Here is a 17,077-nt window from a genome sequence, read left to right as displayed (position 1 = left end):
CGTATGAATGCTGACCTCACCAGCACGCTCCTCTGGTTGATTCCGGGCCTACCCGCCTTTGGGGCGCTCTTCCTGCTCGTGGCCGGGCGGCGCACCGATCGGTGGGGCCACATCGCGGCAACCGTCCTCGCCGGTGGCTCGGCAATCCTCGGCATCCTCATGTGGATCGGCATGATCGGGCGCGACGAGTCCGCGCGGGGCGTTTCCAGCGGCAGTTACCGCTGGATCGAAACCGGCAGTTTCAGCGTCGACGCTGGCCTGCGCCTGGACCAGTTGTCCATGTGCTTTGTCCTCCTGATCACCGTGGTCGGCACACTGATCCATGTGTACTCGTTCGGGTACATGGCTCACGATCCCGGGAGGCGTCGATTCTTCGCCTACCTGAATCTGTTTCTAGCTGCGATGCTGATCTTGGTGCTCGCCGACTCTTACCTCGGCCTCTATCTGGGCTGGGAAGGCGTCGGCTTGGCGTCGTACTTGCTGATTGGGTTCTGGCAGCACAAGCCGGTCGCGGCCACCGCAGCCAAAAAGGCCTTCGTGATGAATCGCGTCGGCGATATCGGCATGGTCATCGCTCTTGCGATCATGTTTGCCACCATGGGCTCGGTCGACTTCAACGGGGTTTTCGGTGCCGCCGGCACCACCAGCGAGGCCGCGTTGACGGCCATCTGCTTCATGTTGCTTCTCGGTGCCTGCGCCAAGTCGGCACAGGTGCCGCTGCAGGCCTGGCTCGGCGACGCGATGGAAGGCCCAACACCGGTGTCGGCTCTCATTCACGCCGCCACCATGGTGACAGCGGGTGTCTACCTGATTACTCGGTCCGCCCCGCTGTTTAACCTTGCGCCGCACGCGCAGACGGGCGTCGTCGTTATTGGTGCGGTAACGCTCCTATTCGGTGCCATCATCGGTTGCGCCAAGGACGACATCAAGAAGGCGCTTGCCGCCTCGACGATGAGCCAGATCGGCTACATGGTGCTTGCCGCCGGGCTCGGTCCCGCGGGTTACGCGGTGGCGATCATGCACTTGCTGACACATGGCTTCTTCAAGGCCGGACTCTTCCTCGGATCGGGTTCGGTGATGCATGCCATGAACGACGAAACCGATATGCGGCGCCTCGGTGGGCTACGGGCGTTCATGCCGGTCACCTTCGTGACCTTCGGTCTTGCCTACCTCGCGATTATCGGTGTTCCACCGTTTTCGGGCTTCTACTCCAAAGACCACATCATCGAAGCGGCACTTGGCGCTGGCGGGCTCCGCGGTTGGCTACTCGGCGGGGCCGCGATCCTCGGCGCGGGAATCACCGCTTTCTACATGACGCGCGTCATGATCATGACGTTCTTCGGCGAGAAGCGTTGGGCGACCAGCGACGCTGCAGGCAACACCCCGGCCGAACCGCACGAGTCACCCGCATCGATGACTTGGCCGATGATCCTGCTCGCCATCGGCTCGGTATTCTCCGGCGGACTCCTCGCCATTGGCGGCACGCTCAGCGACTTCCTATCCCCCGTAGTCGGGGTGGCCCCGGACCACGGTGGCCCGCTGCCGTCGTGGGCGGTCACCGTGGTCGTACTCGCGGTGGTCGCGGTGGGAATCGCCATCGCCTGGCAGCAATACGGTCGAGCACCGATACCGGAAAGCCCGCCGGAAAGAGTGTCGGGATTGACGCGCGCCGCGCGTGAGGACCTCTACGGAGACGTCTTCAATGAGCGCGTCGTAGCCGGTCCCGGCCAGCTGCTCACGACCGCACTGGTCGGCGTCGAAGATCGTGGATTCGGCGTGGTTCCCACCGGAATCGGTGCTGGCGTCACCGGAGTTTCGCAAGTGACGCGCCAGGCGCAGAACGGCTTCGTCCGTACCTATGCGCTCTCAATTCTCGCGGGCACTGTCGTGGTGGCCGCACTGACGATGGTGGTGAGTGTCCTGTGACGATCCCCTGGCTCACCGTCCTCTGGCTCATTCCGGCCGTCTCGTCGATCGCGGTGATGCTGCTGCCCGCTCGCCGCACCGTGAGCGCCAAGCAGGTGGCGATAGGTGCGGCACTGCTCACGCTGGTGTGGTCGATTGTGGTGGCGACGCAGTTCGACATCGGTGACGGTAAGTTCCAACTTGTCGAGGATGTCAGTTGGATTCCGGCGTTCGGTGCCCGCTATTCACTGGCGCTCGACGGGATCGGACTCGCCCTCATTCTGCTGACCGTGGTGCTGACGCCGATCCTGTTGCTCGCAGGCTGGCGCGATGCCGACAGCACGGCCGACGATGCTGGCTCACCGCGACGGGTTCACACGTATTTGGCATTGATGCTGGCAGTCGAGGCGATGGTGCTGATGAGTTTCGTCGCCATCGACGTCCTGCTGTTCTATATCTTCTTTGAAGCGATGCTGGTCCCGATGTACTTCCTCATCGGCGGCTTTGGGTCGGCGACCGAGCAAGCCCGGTCGCGGGCGGCGCTCAAATTCCTGCTGTACAACCTGTTCGGTGGCCTCATCATGATGGCGTCGGTGATCGGGTTGTATGTGGTGAGCGCGCAGTCAAACCTCGGGAACGACGGTGGTGGCACCTTTAGTTTCACCGCCCTGCAGGCTGCGGCGAGAACCGGCGGGCTAGACGCCTCGTCGACGACGATGAACATCATTTTCCTGGGATTCGTGTTCGCGTTCGCGGTCAAAGCACCCCTGTGGCCCCTGCACACGTGGCTCCCCGACGCCGCCGTCTCAACCACCCCGGCTGCAGCCGTGATGATGATGGCAGTAATGGATAAGGTCGGCACGTTCGCGATGCTGCGCTTCTGCATCGGACTGTTCCCGGAGGCTTCCGAGACCTTCGCGCCAGTGATCTCGACGCTCGCGGTCATCAGCATTGTTTACGGCGCGATCTGTGCTGTTGGGCAACGCGACGTGATGCGCCTGATCGCCTACACCTCAATCTCGCACTTCGGATTCATTGTGCTGGGTATTTTCGCCCTTACCAGCCAGGGTCAGTCCGGTTCGACGCTGTACATGGTCAACCACGGACTATCCACGGCCGCACTATTCCTGATCGCCGGGTTCCTGGTGACCCAGCGCGGTACCGCGCTAATCGCCGACTATGGCGGCGTCCAGAAGCTCGCCCCGATACTGGCGGGCACCTTCCTCGTCGCGGGAATGGCGACGCTGTCGCTGCCTGGCCTAGCTCCCTTCGTCAGTGAGTTCCTGGTCATCATCGGCACCTTCACTCGCTATCCCGTAGCTGCCATCATCGCGACATCTGCACTGGTGCTCTCTGCGATGTACATCCTGTGGACATACCAGCGCATGATGGGTGGTCCGGTACGCAAAAGTGCGACCGTTGACACCGGTTCCGATACCCAGATCGTCGATCTGAATCTCCGGCAAAAGGCCGTCGTTGCACCGCTGATCGTTGGCTTGCTGGTGTTGGGCATCTTCCCGCAGTTGGCTCTCAACTACATCAATCCTGCTGTCGACCATTCGCACCAGCCGCCAGCCGTTGAACGCTCCGTCACCATCGGCCCGGCCGACAGTTCCGTGGAAGGACCGCGATGACCCTCGCCCTCGACCCGCACAGCATCGACTACTTCCGCCTGTCCCCGATGCTGATCGTGTTTGGCGTCGCCGTGATTGCCGTCCTCGTCGAGGCGTTCGCATCGGCCGCATCGCGGTACATCGTCCAGTTGTCACTAGCCTGCGGTGGCCTCGTCGCGTCCTTTGTCGCGCTGATGTTCGTGGTCGCGTCGTACCGGTCCGATGGGCCGTCGAAGGCAATGTCCGGTGCCGTCGTGATTGACGGGCCAACGCTGTTCTTACAGGGCGCGGTACTGGTCGTGTCGCTGGGTGCCGTGGCCCTGATGGGCGAGCGGCACCTGGACCGCGTGTGGGCACCAGTTGAGGTGCAAACTGCGGCTGGTCGGCGAATCTCGGTCGGCGGCGGCGGAGGACAGGACGACGACTCCGGCGGCAGCGCGATCGACGATGCTGATCTGCCCGCTGACGCATTTACCCCATCCGGCGCCACCGTGCCGGGCTCCCCCGAGGAGTTGCTCGCCGGTCGCGCGGGGTCGATCACCACTGAGGTGTATCCCCTGGCATTGATCGCGATCGGCGGCATGATGCTGTTCGGTGCGTGCGGCGATCTCCTTACGATGTTTATCGCACTAGAAGTGCTGTCACTTCCCCTGTACGTGATGTGCGGCCTGGCGCGACGACGCCGCTTGCTCTCGCAGGAAGCGTCGCTGAAGTACTTCCTCCTGGGAGCATTCTCGTCGGCGATCTTTGTTTTCGGTGCGTCCTTTGCTTACGGCGCGACCGGGTCACTGTCACTGTCCGAGATTGGGCGGGCGCTGATCGGCAGTAGCCTCGAGCCCGCCACTGATCGCACGCTGGCGCTCATGGCACTCGCTTTGATCGCCGTTGGCCTGTTATTCAAGGTCGGTGCGGTGCCCTTCGGGTCGTGGGTGCCCGACGTGTATCAGGGCGCGCCAACTCCGGTGACGGCTCTGATGGCCTCTGCCACCAAGGTCGCCGCGTTCGGTGCACTCTTGCGCGTATTCCATGTCGGTTTCCCTGCATTGCAACAAGATTGGCGACCGGCACTGTGGGTCATCACGATCGCGACAATGGTGATCGCGACGCTGATGGCGGTGACGCAGAACGACATCAAGCGCATGCTCGCGTATTCGTCCGTCAGTCATGTCGGCTTCGCGCTAGTCGGTGCCATCACCATTTCGCGCGCTGGGGTCTCCAGCACCCTCTTCTATGTCGCGGCCTATGCGATCTCCGCCTTCGGTGCCTTCGCCTTGCTGTCGGTGGTGCGCGATTCCACCGGGCGCGAAGCGACCGACCTTGCGTCATGGGCTGGCATCGGGCGGCGCCGCCCACTGGTCGGCGCGATGATGTCGCTGTTCTTGCTGTCATTCGCGGGCATTCCACTCACCAGCGGCTTCATCGCCAAGTTCGCGACGTTCAGCGCGGCGGGCCACGACGGTGCGTGGGCTCTGGTGATCGTTGGTGTGGTGTGCAGCGCCATCGCCGCGTACTTCTACATTCGCGTCATTGTGGCGATGTTCTTTACCGACTCCGAAGCGGGCAGCGAGAACACTGTGCCGGATGTGGTGGTGCCGAGTCTGCTGACCACCGTGCCGATCGCAGTATCTGCGGCCATCACACTGGTCCTCGGCATTTTCCCGCAGTGGCTGCTCGACATCGCCGACTCCGCGTCGGTATTTCTACGATAAGAACCGGCAGCTAGCCATGGAATAGCGTGTCGCCGGACCCGGTGGCCGCGAGGCGGATTCGTTCACGCAGGTCGTCGGATGCCACAGCCGCGAGGTCGTCGAGATCGTGCCAGCCGACCGCTGTCATCTCACCGTCGGCCGGGTGTGGGTCTCCGGAGATCCAGCGGCATCGGAACGTGAGGTCGAAGTAGTCCACTTGGTCGCCGTTGACGTGTGTCTTTCGCGGCAGTTGGTGGACCCACGCGAGTCGCTCCACCGCAATCTCGACGCCCGCCTCTTCCATCGCCTCCCGGCGTGCGGCGAGCGCGGGCTCCTCCCCTGGATCAACGATCCCGGTGATCGGCGTCAACGCACCGTCGTCGGACCGCGTTCCGAGGAGAACTGCTATGCCCGCCGGCGACTCGCGCAGGATCACCGCGGTGACACCGATCAAGACCAGTGGCTCGTGACCGATGTGCTCGCGGAGCTTAAGGACGTATTCGGGTGTCGGCATCAGTCGCGCGGCACCGCGACTACACCCTGCGCTGCGGCGATCTCGTCGATCCATTGTGCGAGCGCGACGTCGAGCTCCGTCAATTGTCCGGCACTGTGGGTGACGATTCGGAAGGCGACCGTGGAGTAGCGAAGGTCGATGTCGGGATGATGCCCGGACGCTTCGGCTGCGGCGACCACGGCGGTGACCAGGTCGAGCCCGCTGACCATGGTGCCGGGCCAGAAACTCGCCACGAGTTCCCCATCGACGACGGCCCAGGCTTCCGAGGTTTGTGCCATTGCCTCAGCCTCGGTGAGTCGGGCGGGCAGATGGGGATCTGGATTGTGTTGTTCCATGAGCTAACCTCCGGTGAACGGTTCCACAGCGACGCACGGGACGCGGCGCGGATGCGCGGGGTCGAGCGCATTCAGGACCAGTGCGGCACTGCGGCGGTTGGAAGTGATGGACATGTGATCGGAGTGATCACGTGCACAACCGTCCTGCACCACAATGTTACGGACTTGGGTGCCAGGTGGCCCGTCGAGCAAGCCAACGCTGTACGGGGTCACGATCTCGTCGTGGCGGGTCACGATGTTGGTGTAAGCGACGCCTGGCAGGTAGGGCGTCGGTTCACGGACCGCGCGGTTGAAGTTGAGATCGGCAGGCGGCGTCGAACACGCGGGGCAGGCCGGTCGAGTTGGCTCCAGGATTCCGAGACTTTTTCTAAATTCGGTGACCGCTTCGCCGCGGGCATCGTCGTCATCCGGTCCTTGCCGCCAGTAGGGTGCGAGCGACACGTAGTGCGCCACATGGCCTCGGCCACCCAAATACTTCATCCAATAGGTTGGAATCTCGGTGCCGAGGGAGTGACCGACAATGTCGACTTTGTCGGTACGGGTCGCTGCCAGGACGCGATCGATAAACGTCTTCACATCCCAGGCGCTGTCTGTCTTGGGGCCTAGACCGCCCAGGGCCGACGCGGGCCAGACCGACGACAGGGCACCGTAGGTGGGCGCGAAGACACAGTAGCCCTCGTTCTTGAGGACTGCGGCGAGGGTTACCCAGTTGGTTTGGCGACCGCCACCGCTGCCGTGCAGCAGAACTACCGGGTGCGGATGCTGCCGTGTGGGGCGGCAGGTCAAGTCGTTGGTTCCGGGAAGGGATCCGCCGGGGTTCGACAGTTCAGCGCGAATACCGTCGAGGAAGTTGTAGGTGACCGGCAGCTTGTTCGGTGCCCCCGGAGCCGCTGCCACCGGGGTCGCCAGCAGCCCGGCAACGACGACTGTCACTACAGCGGAGATCAGGACGTTGATCGCGCGGCCGGTCCTCATTGCTTCGCTACTTCTTCGGGCGTTTGCTGCTCAGTTGGTGGCGGCGAGGTGGTCGGCTTGGAAGATCGCCATGCGGGTCACGTCTCGGTAGGCACCATCGGCGAAGTACTCCTCCTTGAGCACCCCTTCCACACCAAATCCGGCCTTGCCGTACACGTGGATGGCCGACGGATTGTCGTTATCGACGAGCAAGTACACCTTGTGCAGGTTGAGCGAGCGGAAAGCAAAGTCGAGTGCTGCTCGGGTTGCGGTTCCCGCGAAACCGCGTCCCTGCTCACCCGGCGCAATGATGATCTGGAATTCACAATGCCGGTGCAACAGATCGATATTCACCAGTTCGACCAGCCCCACTCTGCGACCAGCGGAGTCAACGATAAATCGTCGGTCACGGTCGTCATGGTGGTTCGCCGTGTGCGCATCCTCAAGATCGGCAAGGGTCAGGTGAGCTGGCGAAAACCAGAACCGCATCACGTCTGGATCGTTGAAGAGCGCATGGATGAACGGCAGATCGGATTGTTCAAGCGCACGGAGGGTTGGTGCGGCAAACCTCTCCGAAATCGTGGCGTCAGACATGTCTCGACCCTACGTTGCATGCGGTCGATACGGGAACGTCAACGCTAGATGTCGTCGAATGATCCGCCGCGGCCTTTACCGGAGGCAAATCGGCCTGCACCTCCGACGCCGTCAACTTGCAGCGAGGTCATACCAATCGCGAACTCGTGCCGCAGGGCCGCTTCTTCGGTGTCGGACCATTGGGCCCTGGCCGACCGACGGTCTCCGCGCATGCAGACGGCGGGCATTCGCGCGATCTCGTGTGCCAATGCCACTGCGACATCACGTGCGGTACCTGCTGGGACCACTCGGTTGACGAGGCCAAAACTCAAGGCTTCTGGGGCGTCGACGGGGCGGCCGGTAAGGATGAGATCCATTGCACGGCTGTGCCCAATCAGGCGTGGGAGTCGGACTGTGCCACCGTCAATCAGCGGTACACCCCAGCGTCGACAGAACACCCCGAGCGTGGCATCTTCGTCGGCGACGCGGAGGTCGCACCAGATGGCGAGTTCCAGGCCTCCCGCCACTGCGTGGCCATTGATTGCGGCGATGACCGGCTTGCTCAAGTCCATTCGGGTCGGCCCCATTGGGCCGTCGCCTTCCAGATTCAGCGGGTTGCTCCGGTCAGTCCCGACTGCTTTAAGGTCGGCGCCCGCGCAGAACGACGGCCCGTCGCCTGCCAAGACTGCCACCTGTGAGTCGGAGTCTTCAAACGCCCGGAAGGCCTCGGCCAGTTCACGTGACATGATCCCGTCGACCGCATTGTGGCGGTCGGGTCGCGCCATGATGATGATCGTGACGTCGCCGTCGCGCTCAACTCGGATATCTTTCATATTTCGAGCCTCCCCGTTTCCAGTTGCCATTGGTTGCCGCTACTTGTTCCACAGCGGCTCGCGCAGGGCTCGGCGCAAGATTTTGCCGACCGCAGACTTCGGAATGGCGTCTATGAACATCACGGATTTCGGTGCCTTGTGCGCAGCGATCTGCGAACGAACGTGTGCAATCAAGTCGGCTTCGGTGACATCGACACCCGGCTTTCGTACGACGAAGGCGGTCACTGCCTCGACCCACGTGTCGTCGGGTGCGCCGACAACTGCACATTCGGCGACCGCCGGGTGCGAAGCGAGCGCATCCTCCACTTCGCGCGGGTACACGTTGTAGCCGCCGGAGATGATCATGTCGCTGGTGCGGTCAACGAGGAACAGATAGCCGCGATCGTCGAATCGGGCCAAATCGCGTGTGCGTAGCCAACCGTCGGCGGTGATCGTCTCGGCATTGAGTTCGTCCGCGTCAAAATAGCCCGCCATCTGAAAGGGTGCCTTCAACGTAATTTCGCCGATCTCCCCCTGCGGCACCTCATGACCGTCCTCGTCGATGAGCTTCAGGTCCACATCGTTGGCTGGCATTCCACATGCGCCCCACAGCGTGCGGTCTGCATGCGCAAATTCGTCCAGGCTCGCGATAACCAGCGGGGATTCAGTCTGCCCGTAGTACTGCGCGAGGATCGGACCAAACGCTTCGATCGACCGTTCCAAGACGGGCGCTGGCATCGGGCTGGCACCGTAGATGACCTTCCTCATCGATGACAGATCGGCACCGTTGAGGACTCCCGTGTTGAGGAGCATTGCGAACATCGTCGGGACCAGGTTGGTTTCGGTGACTCGGTAGCGGCTGATTGCGTCGACGAATCCCGTTGGCTCAAATCCGGGGAGGATGGCGGACGCACCGCCGCGGATCCAGTACGGCAGGACAAACGTTCCGCTGGCATGGATCAGCGACGCAGCATGCAGCATCACCGAATCAGGTTGCGGATTAAGCAAATTGCCAAGGATATTGGAGCAGATTGCTCCGTATGACGCCTGCGTGTGCACGACCGCTTTGAGCTTGCCTGTGGTCCCAGACGTGTAGAGCATGAGCGTCGGATCATCAGGCGTCAGAGCCACGTCCGGCTCACCTATCGGGTCCGACGACGGCGACAAGAGGTCAGCGGGGTCACTCGTTCCGACGCGGAACACCCGCAGTTCAGGAATCCTGGTGGCCAGTTCGGCAGCGCGGTCGGCCAGGGTCGAATCAGCAACGACGACAGTCGCTTTGGACCCTTCCAACATGGCGGCGTGTTCATCGAGCGACAGTCGTGCGTTCAGCGGGACGCGTACGACACCGGACTTGATGGCGGCAAAATCAACGGGCAGAGAGTGCAGTCCATTGTTGACCAAGAGCGCGACATGGGTGCCCTTGGCGATTCCCGCTTCGATCAGTCGGTGTGCGATGAGGTTGGCGCGGTCGTTCACTTCACGGAACGTGAGAGTGTCGTCGCCGAAGTACACGGCAGTGCGGTCGGCGTGCGCCAGGGCGCCGCGTCGAATGTGCGTAGCTGCCATGACCATGGCTGGCTCCTTTGTGTTGCAGTTCGTGATGCCCGATTCTTAAAACAGATCATTCAGTCTGTTTTAGTTTCTGTCAAGACCCTTCCTCTGCCAAGGCTGCCCACCTCCCGCCAAGATTGCCCAACTCCTGCCAAGATTGCTCTGTGAGCATTCAGCCTCGTCAAGAACGTGCAGTCCGCACCCGCGACCAGATCCTGTCCGGAGCCGTGGAGGTTTTGGTGGAGTTCGGATATGCCGGAATGACCATGCAGCGGGTGCAGACGGCTGCGGGAGTTAGCCGCGGCGCGCTCACCCACCACTTCGGTTCGATGACCGAAATCGCTGTTGCCGCAATTGATTTCATCGCCGAGAACCAGGGCGAGGAGATTCGCGGCGCGGTTGGTCCAAACACCTCAGCGGAGCAAGCGGTCGATATCGTTCATGAGATCACGCGACGGCCGACCTTCGTGGCTGGCCTACAACTGTGGATGGCGGCACGCACAGAACCTGCGCTCCGGGAAGCTTTGCAGCCCGGCGCGCACCGACTGTTCCGCGACCTGCATGACTCGCTGGCACCGTTTGTCGATCGACTCAGCGTTGACGGCGATATCGACGGCGAGCACTATCTGATTTTCCTCGATGGACTGCTCAGTTTGCTTCGCGGCTTAGCCATTGGCGCGGTGTTGCGCGACCGACCCGATCGGGAGAAGCAGGTTCTCGCGACGTGGCTGGCGGCGTTCTCTTCGGGGCAACAGTCCTCTTAGTTGCCCCTTGCGGTGGCACAGTGTTTGTCATGAGCACTGCGTCAGCCATGAGGGACGTCGTTATTTGCGAGCCGGTCCGTACCCCGATCGGTCGATACGGCGGTGCGTTGAAAACACTCTCGGCCGCTGAACTCGGCGAGATTGCATTGCGAGGCCTCCTCGATCGAACCGGGGTTGCACCGGCCTCGATTGACGATGTGATTCTCGGGCACGTGTATCCGACCAGCGAGGCTCCGGCGATCGGTCGCGTCGTCGCGCTCGACGCTGGTCTGCCGGTGACCGTGCCTGGCGCGCAGGTGGATCGTCGGTGCGGGTCGGGCTTGTATTCGGTGGTCATGGCTGGAATGCAAGTGGCCAGCGGCGTCAACGACATTGCGGTCGCTGGCGGTGCCGAGTCGATGAGCAATGTGCCTTTCTACAGCACCGATATGCGGTGGGGTGTACGTGGTCCCGGCGTGATGTTGCACGATGGTTTGGCGCGCGGGCGGGTTACGGCGGGCGGTCGGAATTATCCGGTGCCTGGCGGGATGATCGAGACTGCCGAAAACCTCCGACGCCAGTACTCGATTTCCCGAATCGAGCAAGACGAGTTGGCAGTGGAGTCGCACCATCGCGCTGTTGCTGCGCAGCACTCGGGCGTGTTTGCCGAGGAGATTGTGCCGGTGACCGTCCGCTCCAAGAAGGGCAACATTGTCGTTGATTCTGACGAGCATCCCCGTGCGGACACAACTATGGAGAGCCTATCTCGCCTGCGGCCGATGCTCGGCGCGTCCGACCCTGAAGCAACGGTCACTGCGGGCAATGCGAGTGGACAGAATGATGCCGCCGCTGTCTGCTTCGTGACCCATCCGGAGTACGCCGAACGCGTGGGTTTGCGGCCGATCGCGAAGCTGGTGTCGTGGGCTGTGGCTGGCGTCGATCCGGCCTACATGGGCATTGGCCCCGTCCCTGCCAGCAATGCAGCACTAGCGCGCGCTGGGTTGTCGTTGGAGGACATGGATGTCATCGAGCTCAATGAGGCCTTCGCCGCGCAGGCTCTCGCCTGCACACGGGAATGGGGTTTGGTCGCAGACGATTTCGCCCGTATCAACGTTCACGGCTCGGGCATCTCCCTCGGACATCCCGTTGGTGCGACAGGCACTCGCATGATCGGGACACTGGCCCGGGAGCTGCAGCGACGCGACGCCCTGTACGGCCTCGCGACCATGTGCATCGGCGGCGGCCAGGGCTTGGCCGCGATCATCGAACGGGTTTAGCTCCGAGCCTCTTCACCTTTCCCACCCTTGCAGCACCCCGGTTACACTGCAATGCCTCAGGCCGCGGCGTCGTTGGCGATCGTCATCGTGCGCCTAGCGTGCGAACGCACCACCCGAACCTTCTCGCCCGGCCGAGCCGGATCGGCCGGCACCCGAAACCACGGGTGATGGTCGTGGCCCATGAACACTTCCCAGCCTCCGTGGTGAACCATCGTGTGGTGCATCCGGCACAACAACACCGAATTCTCAACACTCGTCGCCCCGCCCTGCGACCACGGAACAATATGGTGCGCATCAGTCCAACCAACCGGGCGCCCACACCCCGGCGCCGCACACCCCCGATCACGGGCCTCCAACGCTTTGCGAATCGGGACCGTCACCGTCCGATGCTCACGCCCCACGTCCAACACCGCACCCTCACCATCAACGCCAATCCGACGTAACGCCGAATCACACAAAACCAACCCGACGGTCAGGTCCGACACCGGCCCAGTAAACCCAAGCGACGCCACCCGACCCGAGCCAACAGAACCACCAGCACCTGGGACCGAGCCCGAACCTGCACTCCCCGAACCAGATTCGGCCACCACCGGAACCAAAAGGCTCACGTGCGGCAACACCCCACCATTCGTCGGCCGCTCACTACCAGACAGATACGTCCGCACAATCTGCCCGAACGCATCAGCCCGACGCTGCCCCACATTCCGCGGATCCCGACCCCCATCCGGTGCCAACACTGGCCGACACAGCGGATCGAGAGCCTGCAGCAGTTCCTCCCCCAACACCACATCCACATCCAGCGCCACACTGGTACGACCATCAGCCCCGACCACCACACTCATCTCATTGAGCTCAGCGTCCTCAGCCACCGGAACCGCCTCCGGATCCAACTCCTCCGCGTCCGGCGCCAGCTCGATCGCGATCTCCCGCGCCCGATTCCTAACGTCCCCCGGCCGCTCCTGCACGATCAGCCTGCGCGCCACCTGCGCCTCAGCCTCAGTGTCGAGCTCAACCCGCTTCCCCACAAAGGTGAGCCCTTCCCCCACCGCATCAGCGTGCTCGATCGGCACCCCACCAACCCGAGCCTGCGAAGCCAACCCGGACAGGGCTTCCACCGACTCAAACGACTTCCCCACGCGCGCCAGCCAATACGCGACCGCCGGCGGAACCCCCAACCCCAACAGCAGATCAGCCCCGGTCTTCAAACGCTTTCGCATCGGAACCCCAACCCGCACCGCACTTTGCACCGTCTGCGCGAGCAGCGTGTTCGCCACATTCAGCAACCGCACCCCCTCGACCAACACCGCGAGGACTTCACCGTCGTCGACCCCGGCAGGCGAAGCGTTGGCGAGCAACCCCGCCAACGACCCACCACCCGCCTGCTCTTCCACCCCGGAGAGGTCATCGGAAAGCCGATCGGCGAACTCCCTGACCACTTCAGAAACGCTCATGACATTCCCCATCTTTCAAGAAACGAAGTATTCAGCCACCCACCGCACCCGCCCGAGCCCCCCGGATCACCGGAAACCACCAAGCCAGCGCGGCAGCAATTTTGACCCCACCAACAGGGCCGTCAAGCAGGCAGTAACCGCGCCCGACAACCCCATGCCGCCGGGCCAGCGGTACCACCCATTGCCGTCGCAACACTCACCCGTACTTCCTCGGCAGTGCCGTGGAAGCAGTTGGTGTCGCCGTGTGCCGCGACGCGCTTTTAAGTTTTCAAAGAACACCAACCACTCGAACAAAGTCGAGTAGTTGATGTGATCTACGTTACTCCGGAGATTCAATTAGCACAAGTGTTCGATTCGAATTTTCGTCGATCGCCCCGCTCACCATCGACGCTGCCAGCACAGGCAACACCTGGCCGTCGTTCAAGCGACCTACCCCAGCCACGATGATTTCGACCAATTCGCCATATTCGGACAGCCAGTTCGTCGAATCTATTCGGCGGCAATCTGTTTCACAGGGGAAGTGTCGTGCAGTCTCGTGTTCTTAAGGTCGTCGCGGTGTTCACCGCGTGCCTCGCATTGGTGTTCGCAAGTGCGCCGGCTGCCCACGCCGATGTGGACCGAAACGACCTTAAGGATCAGCTGTCGAGTTCCCTCGTCCGCGTTGTTGCCGACTCGTCAGACGTCTCTAATGCGACCACCGAACCCATGCCGCTGATCTCGCGAAGCCCGGTCTTGATGATCGCTGAACCGAGGCCGTTTCTGCCCGCGCTGGGCCGAACACCGAGTGTGGCGAGCATCCATGCGTTTGAGGGCGGGAAAGGGAGTTCTGCACTCATAAGGCGACTGAGCCGGTCGCCATGCAATTCAGCAATGCGGGCCCGTGCAGCCTCGGGCGGGTCCGGAGCATTGAGCGGCAAGAATGCTCCGACGCCTTATACTTCGTCATCTACCAGAACAAGGCCATGGGCAAGTCCGTGCTCCAGATAGATTCGTTGCAGGTCCGCAAGGCGCGCGGCGTAGTGGTCCGTCGGGATCGACCGCCGTGTCCACGGGTACTGGTCAAAGGCCAGCGCAAGTGTGTGCGCTGCTGCAGCGAGGTCGGACGAGGTCGCGGTTCGAATCGAGTAGTGCACTCATCCAAGTTGCCGATCACCGCCAGCCCAACGCCGGTGCCACGTGAGTCAGAACCGATTCGATGACGTGGGCGTTGTAGTCGACGCCCAACTGGTTCGGCACCGTCAACAGCAGCGTGTCTGCGGCGGCGATAGCTTCGTCGCCCCGCAGTTGTTCGATGAGTTTGTCGGGCTCGTCGGCGTAGCTGCGGCCGAATCGGGACCTTTCCCCTTCGATGACACCGATCTGGTCCTCGCTGTCACGACCACGGGCACCGAAATAGAGTCGGTCAGTGTCATCGATGAGCGGGAAGATGCTGCGGCTCACCGAAACCCGAGGCTCCCGCTCGAATCCGTGAGCTTTCCACTCATCGCGGAAACGCTGGATCTGTTCGGCCTGCAACTGGTGGAACGGAACGCCGGTGTCCTCGGTGAGGAGGGTCGAACTCATGAGATTGAGGCCCTGGCGTGCAGTCCATTCAGCAGTCGCGCGCGTTGCCGCACCCCACCAGATGCGGTCCCGCAAGCCGGGCGAGTACGGCTCGATGCGGAGTGGGCCGGGCGGGTTCGGGAACATCGGACTGGGGTTGGGCTTGGCGAACTTCTCTCCCGAGATCACGCGCATGAAGACATCCGCACGCTTGCGCGCCATGTCGGCGATCGTATGGCCTTCTTCGGGTGCGTACCCGAAGTATTTGTAGCCTTCTTGCACTTGCTCGGGCGAGCCGCGCGAGATCCCCAACTGGAGTCGGCCGCCGGAGATGAGGTCGGCAGCGCCGGCATCTTCGGCCGTGTAGAGCGGATTCTCATAGCGCATGTCGCGGTTGCAACACTCGCCTTATCGGTCGCTCTCGCCGCCTTGCATGCGGTCGCGCAACGCCTCATCGATCTGTGTTGCCGCCGGTGCGCCGGCGAAACCGTTCTCAGCCACATAGACACGGCACGCCAGTGAGTGAACGAGTGTTGTCGGGAACAGGTCGATGCCGTCGACGAGAATCGTAGGCGAGCCTCCGAACCCAGTGTTCGCCGCTTCGGCCTCGGTCCCGATCGTCACCAGCTCGACAGGCACGGCCCCGAGTCCGAGAGCGTCCAGCGCTGCCCGTGCGTTGGCTTCGGCGATTCCCGTGTTCGGGCAGTCGGCGATGTGCAGCAGTTCCACCTTCATGAAGCTTCTTCCGTTCGTTCACCCTCAGCTGTCGTGCGAGGGGTCTGCGTGAGGAGGTTCAGACATACCAGGCCGACACCGGCGACGACGAAGACGTCGGCGACGTTCCCGACGAACAGGTCGCCGTAGGCGAGGAAGTCCGTGACGTGCCCCTGCCCGAACGCGGGCGAGTTCACGAGCCGGTCGACGAGGTTGCCGACCGCGCCGCCGAGGACCAGCCCCAGCGCGACGCCCCACCGCGCCCCGCGCATCCGTGCGGCAAACACGACCACCGCCACGGCGGCGAGGAGGCCGCTGATCGTGAAGATCCAGGTGGCCCCGGAACCGATCGAGAACGCGGCTCCGGGGTTGTAGACCAGCGACAGCCCGAACAGGTCGCCGACCAGCGGGATCCGCTCGCCCTGGGTCAGCTGCGCCGCGGCGAGGACCTTCGAGCCTTGATCGATCGCCAGAGCGAGCGCCGCGACGACGAGGGCGACGACGAGCGCCTGCCTGCTCCTCGTGGATGCCCCGCCCGTCGACTCGACGACAACGGCGTCCTGCGCAGTCACGCGGCGCTCTTCCGGGTCCGGGCAGCCCGCAGGCCGTTGAGGATCACGACGACCTCGGCGATCTCGTGCACGAGCACCACGGCCGCGAGCCCCAGGACGCCGAAGAGGGCGAGCGGGAGCAGGGCGGTGATGATCAGCAGCGAAAGGATGATGTTCTGGTTGATGATGTGCCGTCCGCGGCGGGCGTGGTCGAACGCACGCGGCAGCAGGCGCAGGTCGTGGCCGGTGAACGCGACGTCGGCGGACTCAATCGCGGCATCCGAGCCGGTCGCGCCCATCGCGATGCCGATGTCGGCAGCGGCGAGGGCGGGAGCGTCGTTGATGCCGTCGCCGATCATCGCCACAGCCCCCTTCTCGCCGAGTTCTGCGATCGCGGCGGCCTTGTCCTCCGGGCGCAGCTCGGCACGCACGTCGCCGATCCCGGCTTGGGCGGCGAGGGCGCGGGCGGTGCGAGCATTGTCGCCGGTGAGCATGGTGACCCCGATGCCCTGTGCGGCGAGGGTGCGGACGACCTCGGGGACCTCGGGACGCAGCTCGTCGCGGACGCCAATCGCGGCGACCGGCGTGCCGTCGCGGTGCACGATCACGACCGTCATGCCCTGCTCCTCCAGCCCAGCAACCTGCTCGCCGAGCGTCCCGGCGTCGAGCCAGCGCGGGCTGCCGACCGTGATCCGCGCACCGTCGAGGGTTCCCTCGATGCCGTGCCCGGCCTGCTCGGTCACATCCGCGGCCACGGGAACACCCGGGGCTGCAGCGGTGATCGCCGCCGCAAGGGGATGCGTGCTGTGCTGCTCCAGAGCCGCCGCCCAAGCCAGCGCCTGCTCCTCGGC

At 63.4% G+C, this 17,077-nt stretch carries 16 protein-coding genes and 1 pseudogene; 5 read left to right on the top strand and 12 right to left on the bottom strand.

The window, feature by feature from the left end; all coding sequences use genetic code 11:
* The first annotated feature begins 3 nt into the window (after positions 1–3).
* From nuoL to nuoN, 3 genes are read left to right on the top strand one after another with little or no spacing between them, the layout of a single operon-like run.
* On the top strand, positions 4–1,926 hold the full coding sequence (gene nuoL, locus WBA38_RS07595) for an NADH-quinone oxidoreductase subunit L (RefSeq protein ID WP_424322421.1): 1,923 nt from the start codon (positions 4–6) through the stop codon (positions 1,924–1,926).
* The gene (locus WBA38_RS07590; protein ID WP_424293585.1) at positions 1,923–3,539 is read left to right on the top strand and encodes an NADH-quinone oxidoreductase subunit M; all 1,617 of its coding nucleotides are present in this window, start codon (positions 1,923–1,925) and stop codon (positions 3,537–3,539) included. The genes nuoL and WBA38_RS07590 overlap by 4 nt, the downstream gene beginning before the upstream one ends.
* Positions 3,536–5,227, top strand: coding sequence for an NADH-quinone oxidoreductase subunit NuoN (gene nuoN, locus WBA38_RS07585; protein WP_424322420.1), 1,692 nt, complete (start codon positions 3,536–3,538; stop codon positions 5,225–5,227). Before WBA38_RS07590 ends, nuoN begins: the two co-directional genes overlap by 4 nt.
* A 10-nt stretch (positions 5,228–5,237) precedes the next feature.
* On the opposite strand, the gene WBA38_RS07580 is transcribed toward nuoN, so the two are convergent.
* Genes WBA38_RS07580 through WBA38_RS07555 form a run of 6 tightly spaced genes read right to left on the bottom strand, consistent with a single transcriptional unit; the run spans position 5,238 to position 9,969 of the window.
* Positions 5,238–5,720: an NUDIX hydrolase gene (locus WBA38_RS07580; RefSeq protein ID WP_424322419.1), complete on the bottom strand. Its 483-nt coding sequence runs from the start codon at positions 5,718–5,720 to the stop codon at positions 5,238–5,240.
* The gene (locus tag WBA38_RS07575; protein ID WP_424293582.1) at positions 5,720–6,055 is read right to left on the bottom strand and encodes a 4a-hydroxytetrahydrobiopterin dehydratase; all 336 of its coding nucleotides are present in this window, start codon (positions 6,053–6,055) and stop codon (positions 5,720–5,722) included. Before WBA38_RS07575 ends, WBA38_RS07580 begins: the two co-directional genes overlap by 1 nt.
* Positions 6,056–6,058: 3 nt before the next feature.
* Positions 6,059–7,030, bottom strand: coding sequence for an esterase/lipase family protein (locus tag WBA38_RS07570; protein WP_424322418.1), 972 nt, complete (start codon positions 7,028–7,030; stop codon positions 6,059–6,061).
* A gap of 30 nt (positions 7,031–7,060) precedes the next feature.
* The gene (locus tag WBA38_RS07565) at positions 7,061–7,603 is read right to left on the bottom strand and encodes a GNAT family N-acetyltransferase (protein WP_424293580.1); all 543 of its coding nucleotides are present in this window, start codon (positions 7,601–7,603) and stop codon (positions 7,061–7,063) included.
* Positions 7,604–7,647: 44 nt separating this feature from the next.
* Complete coding sequence (locus WBA38_RS07560) at positions 7,648–8,415, bottom strand: crotonase/enoyl-CoA hydratase family protein (RefSeq protein WP_424293579.1); 768 nt, start codon at positions 8,413–8,415, stop codon at positions 7,648–7,650.
* Positions 8,416–8,454: 39 nt separating this feature from the next.
* Complete coding sequence (locus WBA38_RS07555; protein ID WP_424293578.1) at positions 8,455–9,969, bottom strand: class I adenylate-forming enzyme family protein; 1,515 nt, start codon at positions 9,967–9,969, stop codon at positions 8,455–8,457.
* Between the two features lie 143 nt (positions 9,970–10,112).
* Between WBA38_RS07555 and WBA38_RS07550 the strand changes: the two genes are divergently transcribed.
* Complete coding sequence (locus WBA38_RS07550) at positions 10,113–10,712, top strand: TetR/AcrR family transcriptional regulator (RefSeq protein WP_424293577.1); 600 nt, start codon at positions 10,113–10,115, stop codon at positions 10,710–10,712.
* Between the two features lie 47 nt (positions 10,713–10,759).
* Positions 10,760–11,968 carry an acetyl-CoA C-acetyltransferase gene (locus WBA38_RS07545; RefSeq protein ID WP_424322439.1) on the top strand — a complete coding sequence of 403 codons (1,209 nt, stop codon included), beginning with the start codon at positions 10,760–10,762 and terminating at the stop codon, positions 11,966–11,968.
* A gap of 56 nt (positions 11,969–12,024) precedes the next feature.
* Here WBA38_RS07545 and WBA38_RS07540 read toward each other — a convergent pair whose 3' ends face one another.
* The 6 genes and pseudogenes from WBA38_RS07540 to WBA38_RS07515 all read right to left on the bottom strand — a co-directional run.
* On the bottom strand, positions 12,025–13,419 hold the full coding sequence (locus tag WBA38_RS07540; RefSeq protein WP_424322417.1) for a DUF222 domain-containing protein: 1,395 nt from the start codon (positions 13,417–13,419) through the stop codon (positions 12,025–12,027).
* Positions 13,420–14,054: 635 nt separating this feature from the next.
* On the bottom strand, positions 14,055–14,255 hold the full coding sequence (locus WBA38_RS07535; protein ID WP_424322416.1) for a hypothetical protein: 201 nt from the start codon (positions 14,253–14,255) through the stop codon (positions 14,055–14,057).
* A gap of 313 nt (positions 14,256–14,568) precedes the next feature.
* Positions 14,569–15,351, bottom strand: a pseudogene (locus WBA38_RS07530) (LLM class flavin-dependent oxidoreductase); the annotation flags it as partial.
* Between the two features lie 18 nt (positions 15,352–15,369).
* The gene (locus WBA38_RS07525; RefSeq protein ID WP_077350327.1) at positions 15,370–15,696 is read right to left on the bottom strand and encodes a hypothetical protein; all 327 of its coding nucleotides are present in this window, start codon (positions 15,694–15,696) and stop codon (positions 15,370–15,372) included.
* Entirely contained in the window at positions 15,693–16,247 is a 555-nt protein-coding gene (gene lspA / locus WBA38_RS07520) for a signal peptidase II (protein WP_077350329.1), read from the bottom strand. The genes WBA38_RS07525 and lspA overlap by 4 nt, the downstream gene beginning before the upstream one ends.
* Positions 16,244–17,077 (bottom strand): heavy metal translocating P-type ATPase (locus tag WBA38_RS07515; protein WP_424322415.1); only part of this gene is annotated, 834 nt, incomplete at its 5' end. The genes WBA38_RS07515 and lspA, both read right to left, overlap by 4 nt.

It is taken from the genome of Gordonia sp. (in: high G+C Gram-positive bacteria), assembly GCF_049647785.1.
Lineage (GTDB): Bacteria > Actinomycetota > Actinomycetes > Mycobacteriales > Mycobacteriaceae > Gordonia.
Note: the sequence above shows the minus strand (reverse complement) of the source record. Positions and strands in the feature narration are given on the sequence as shown.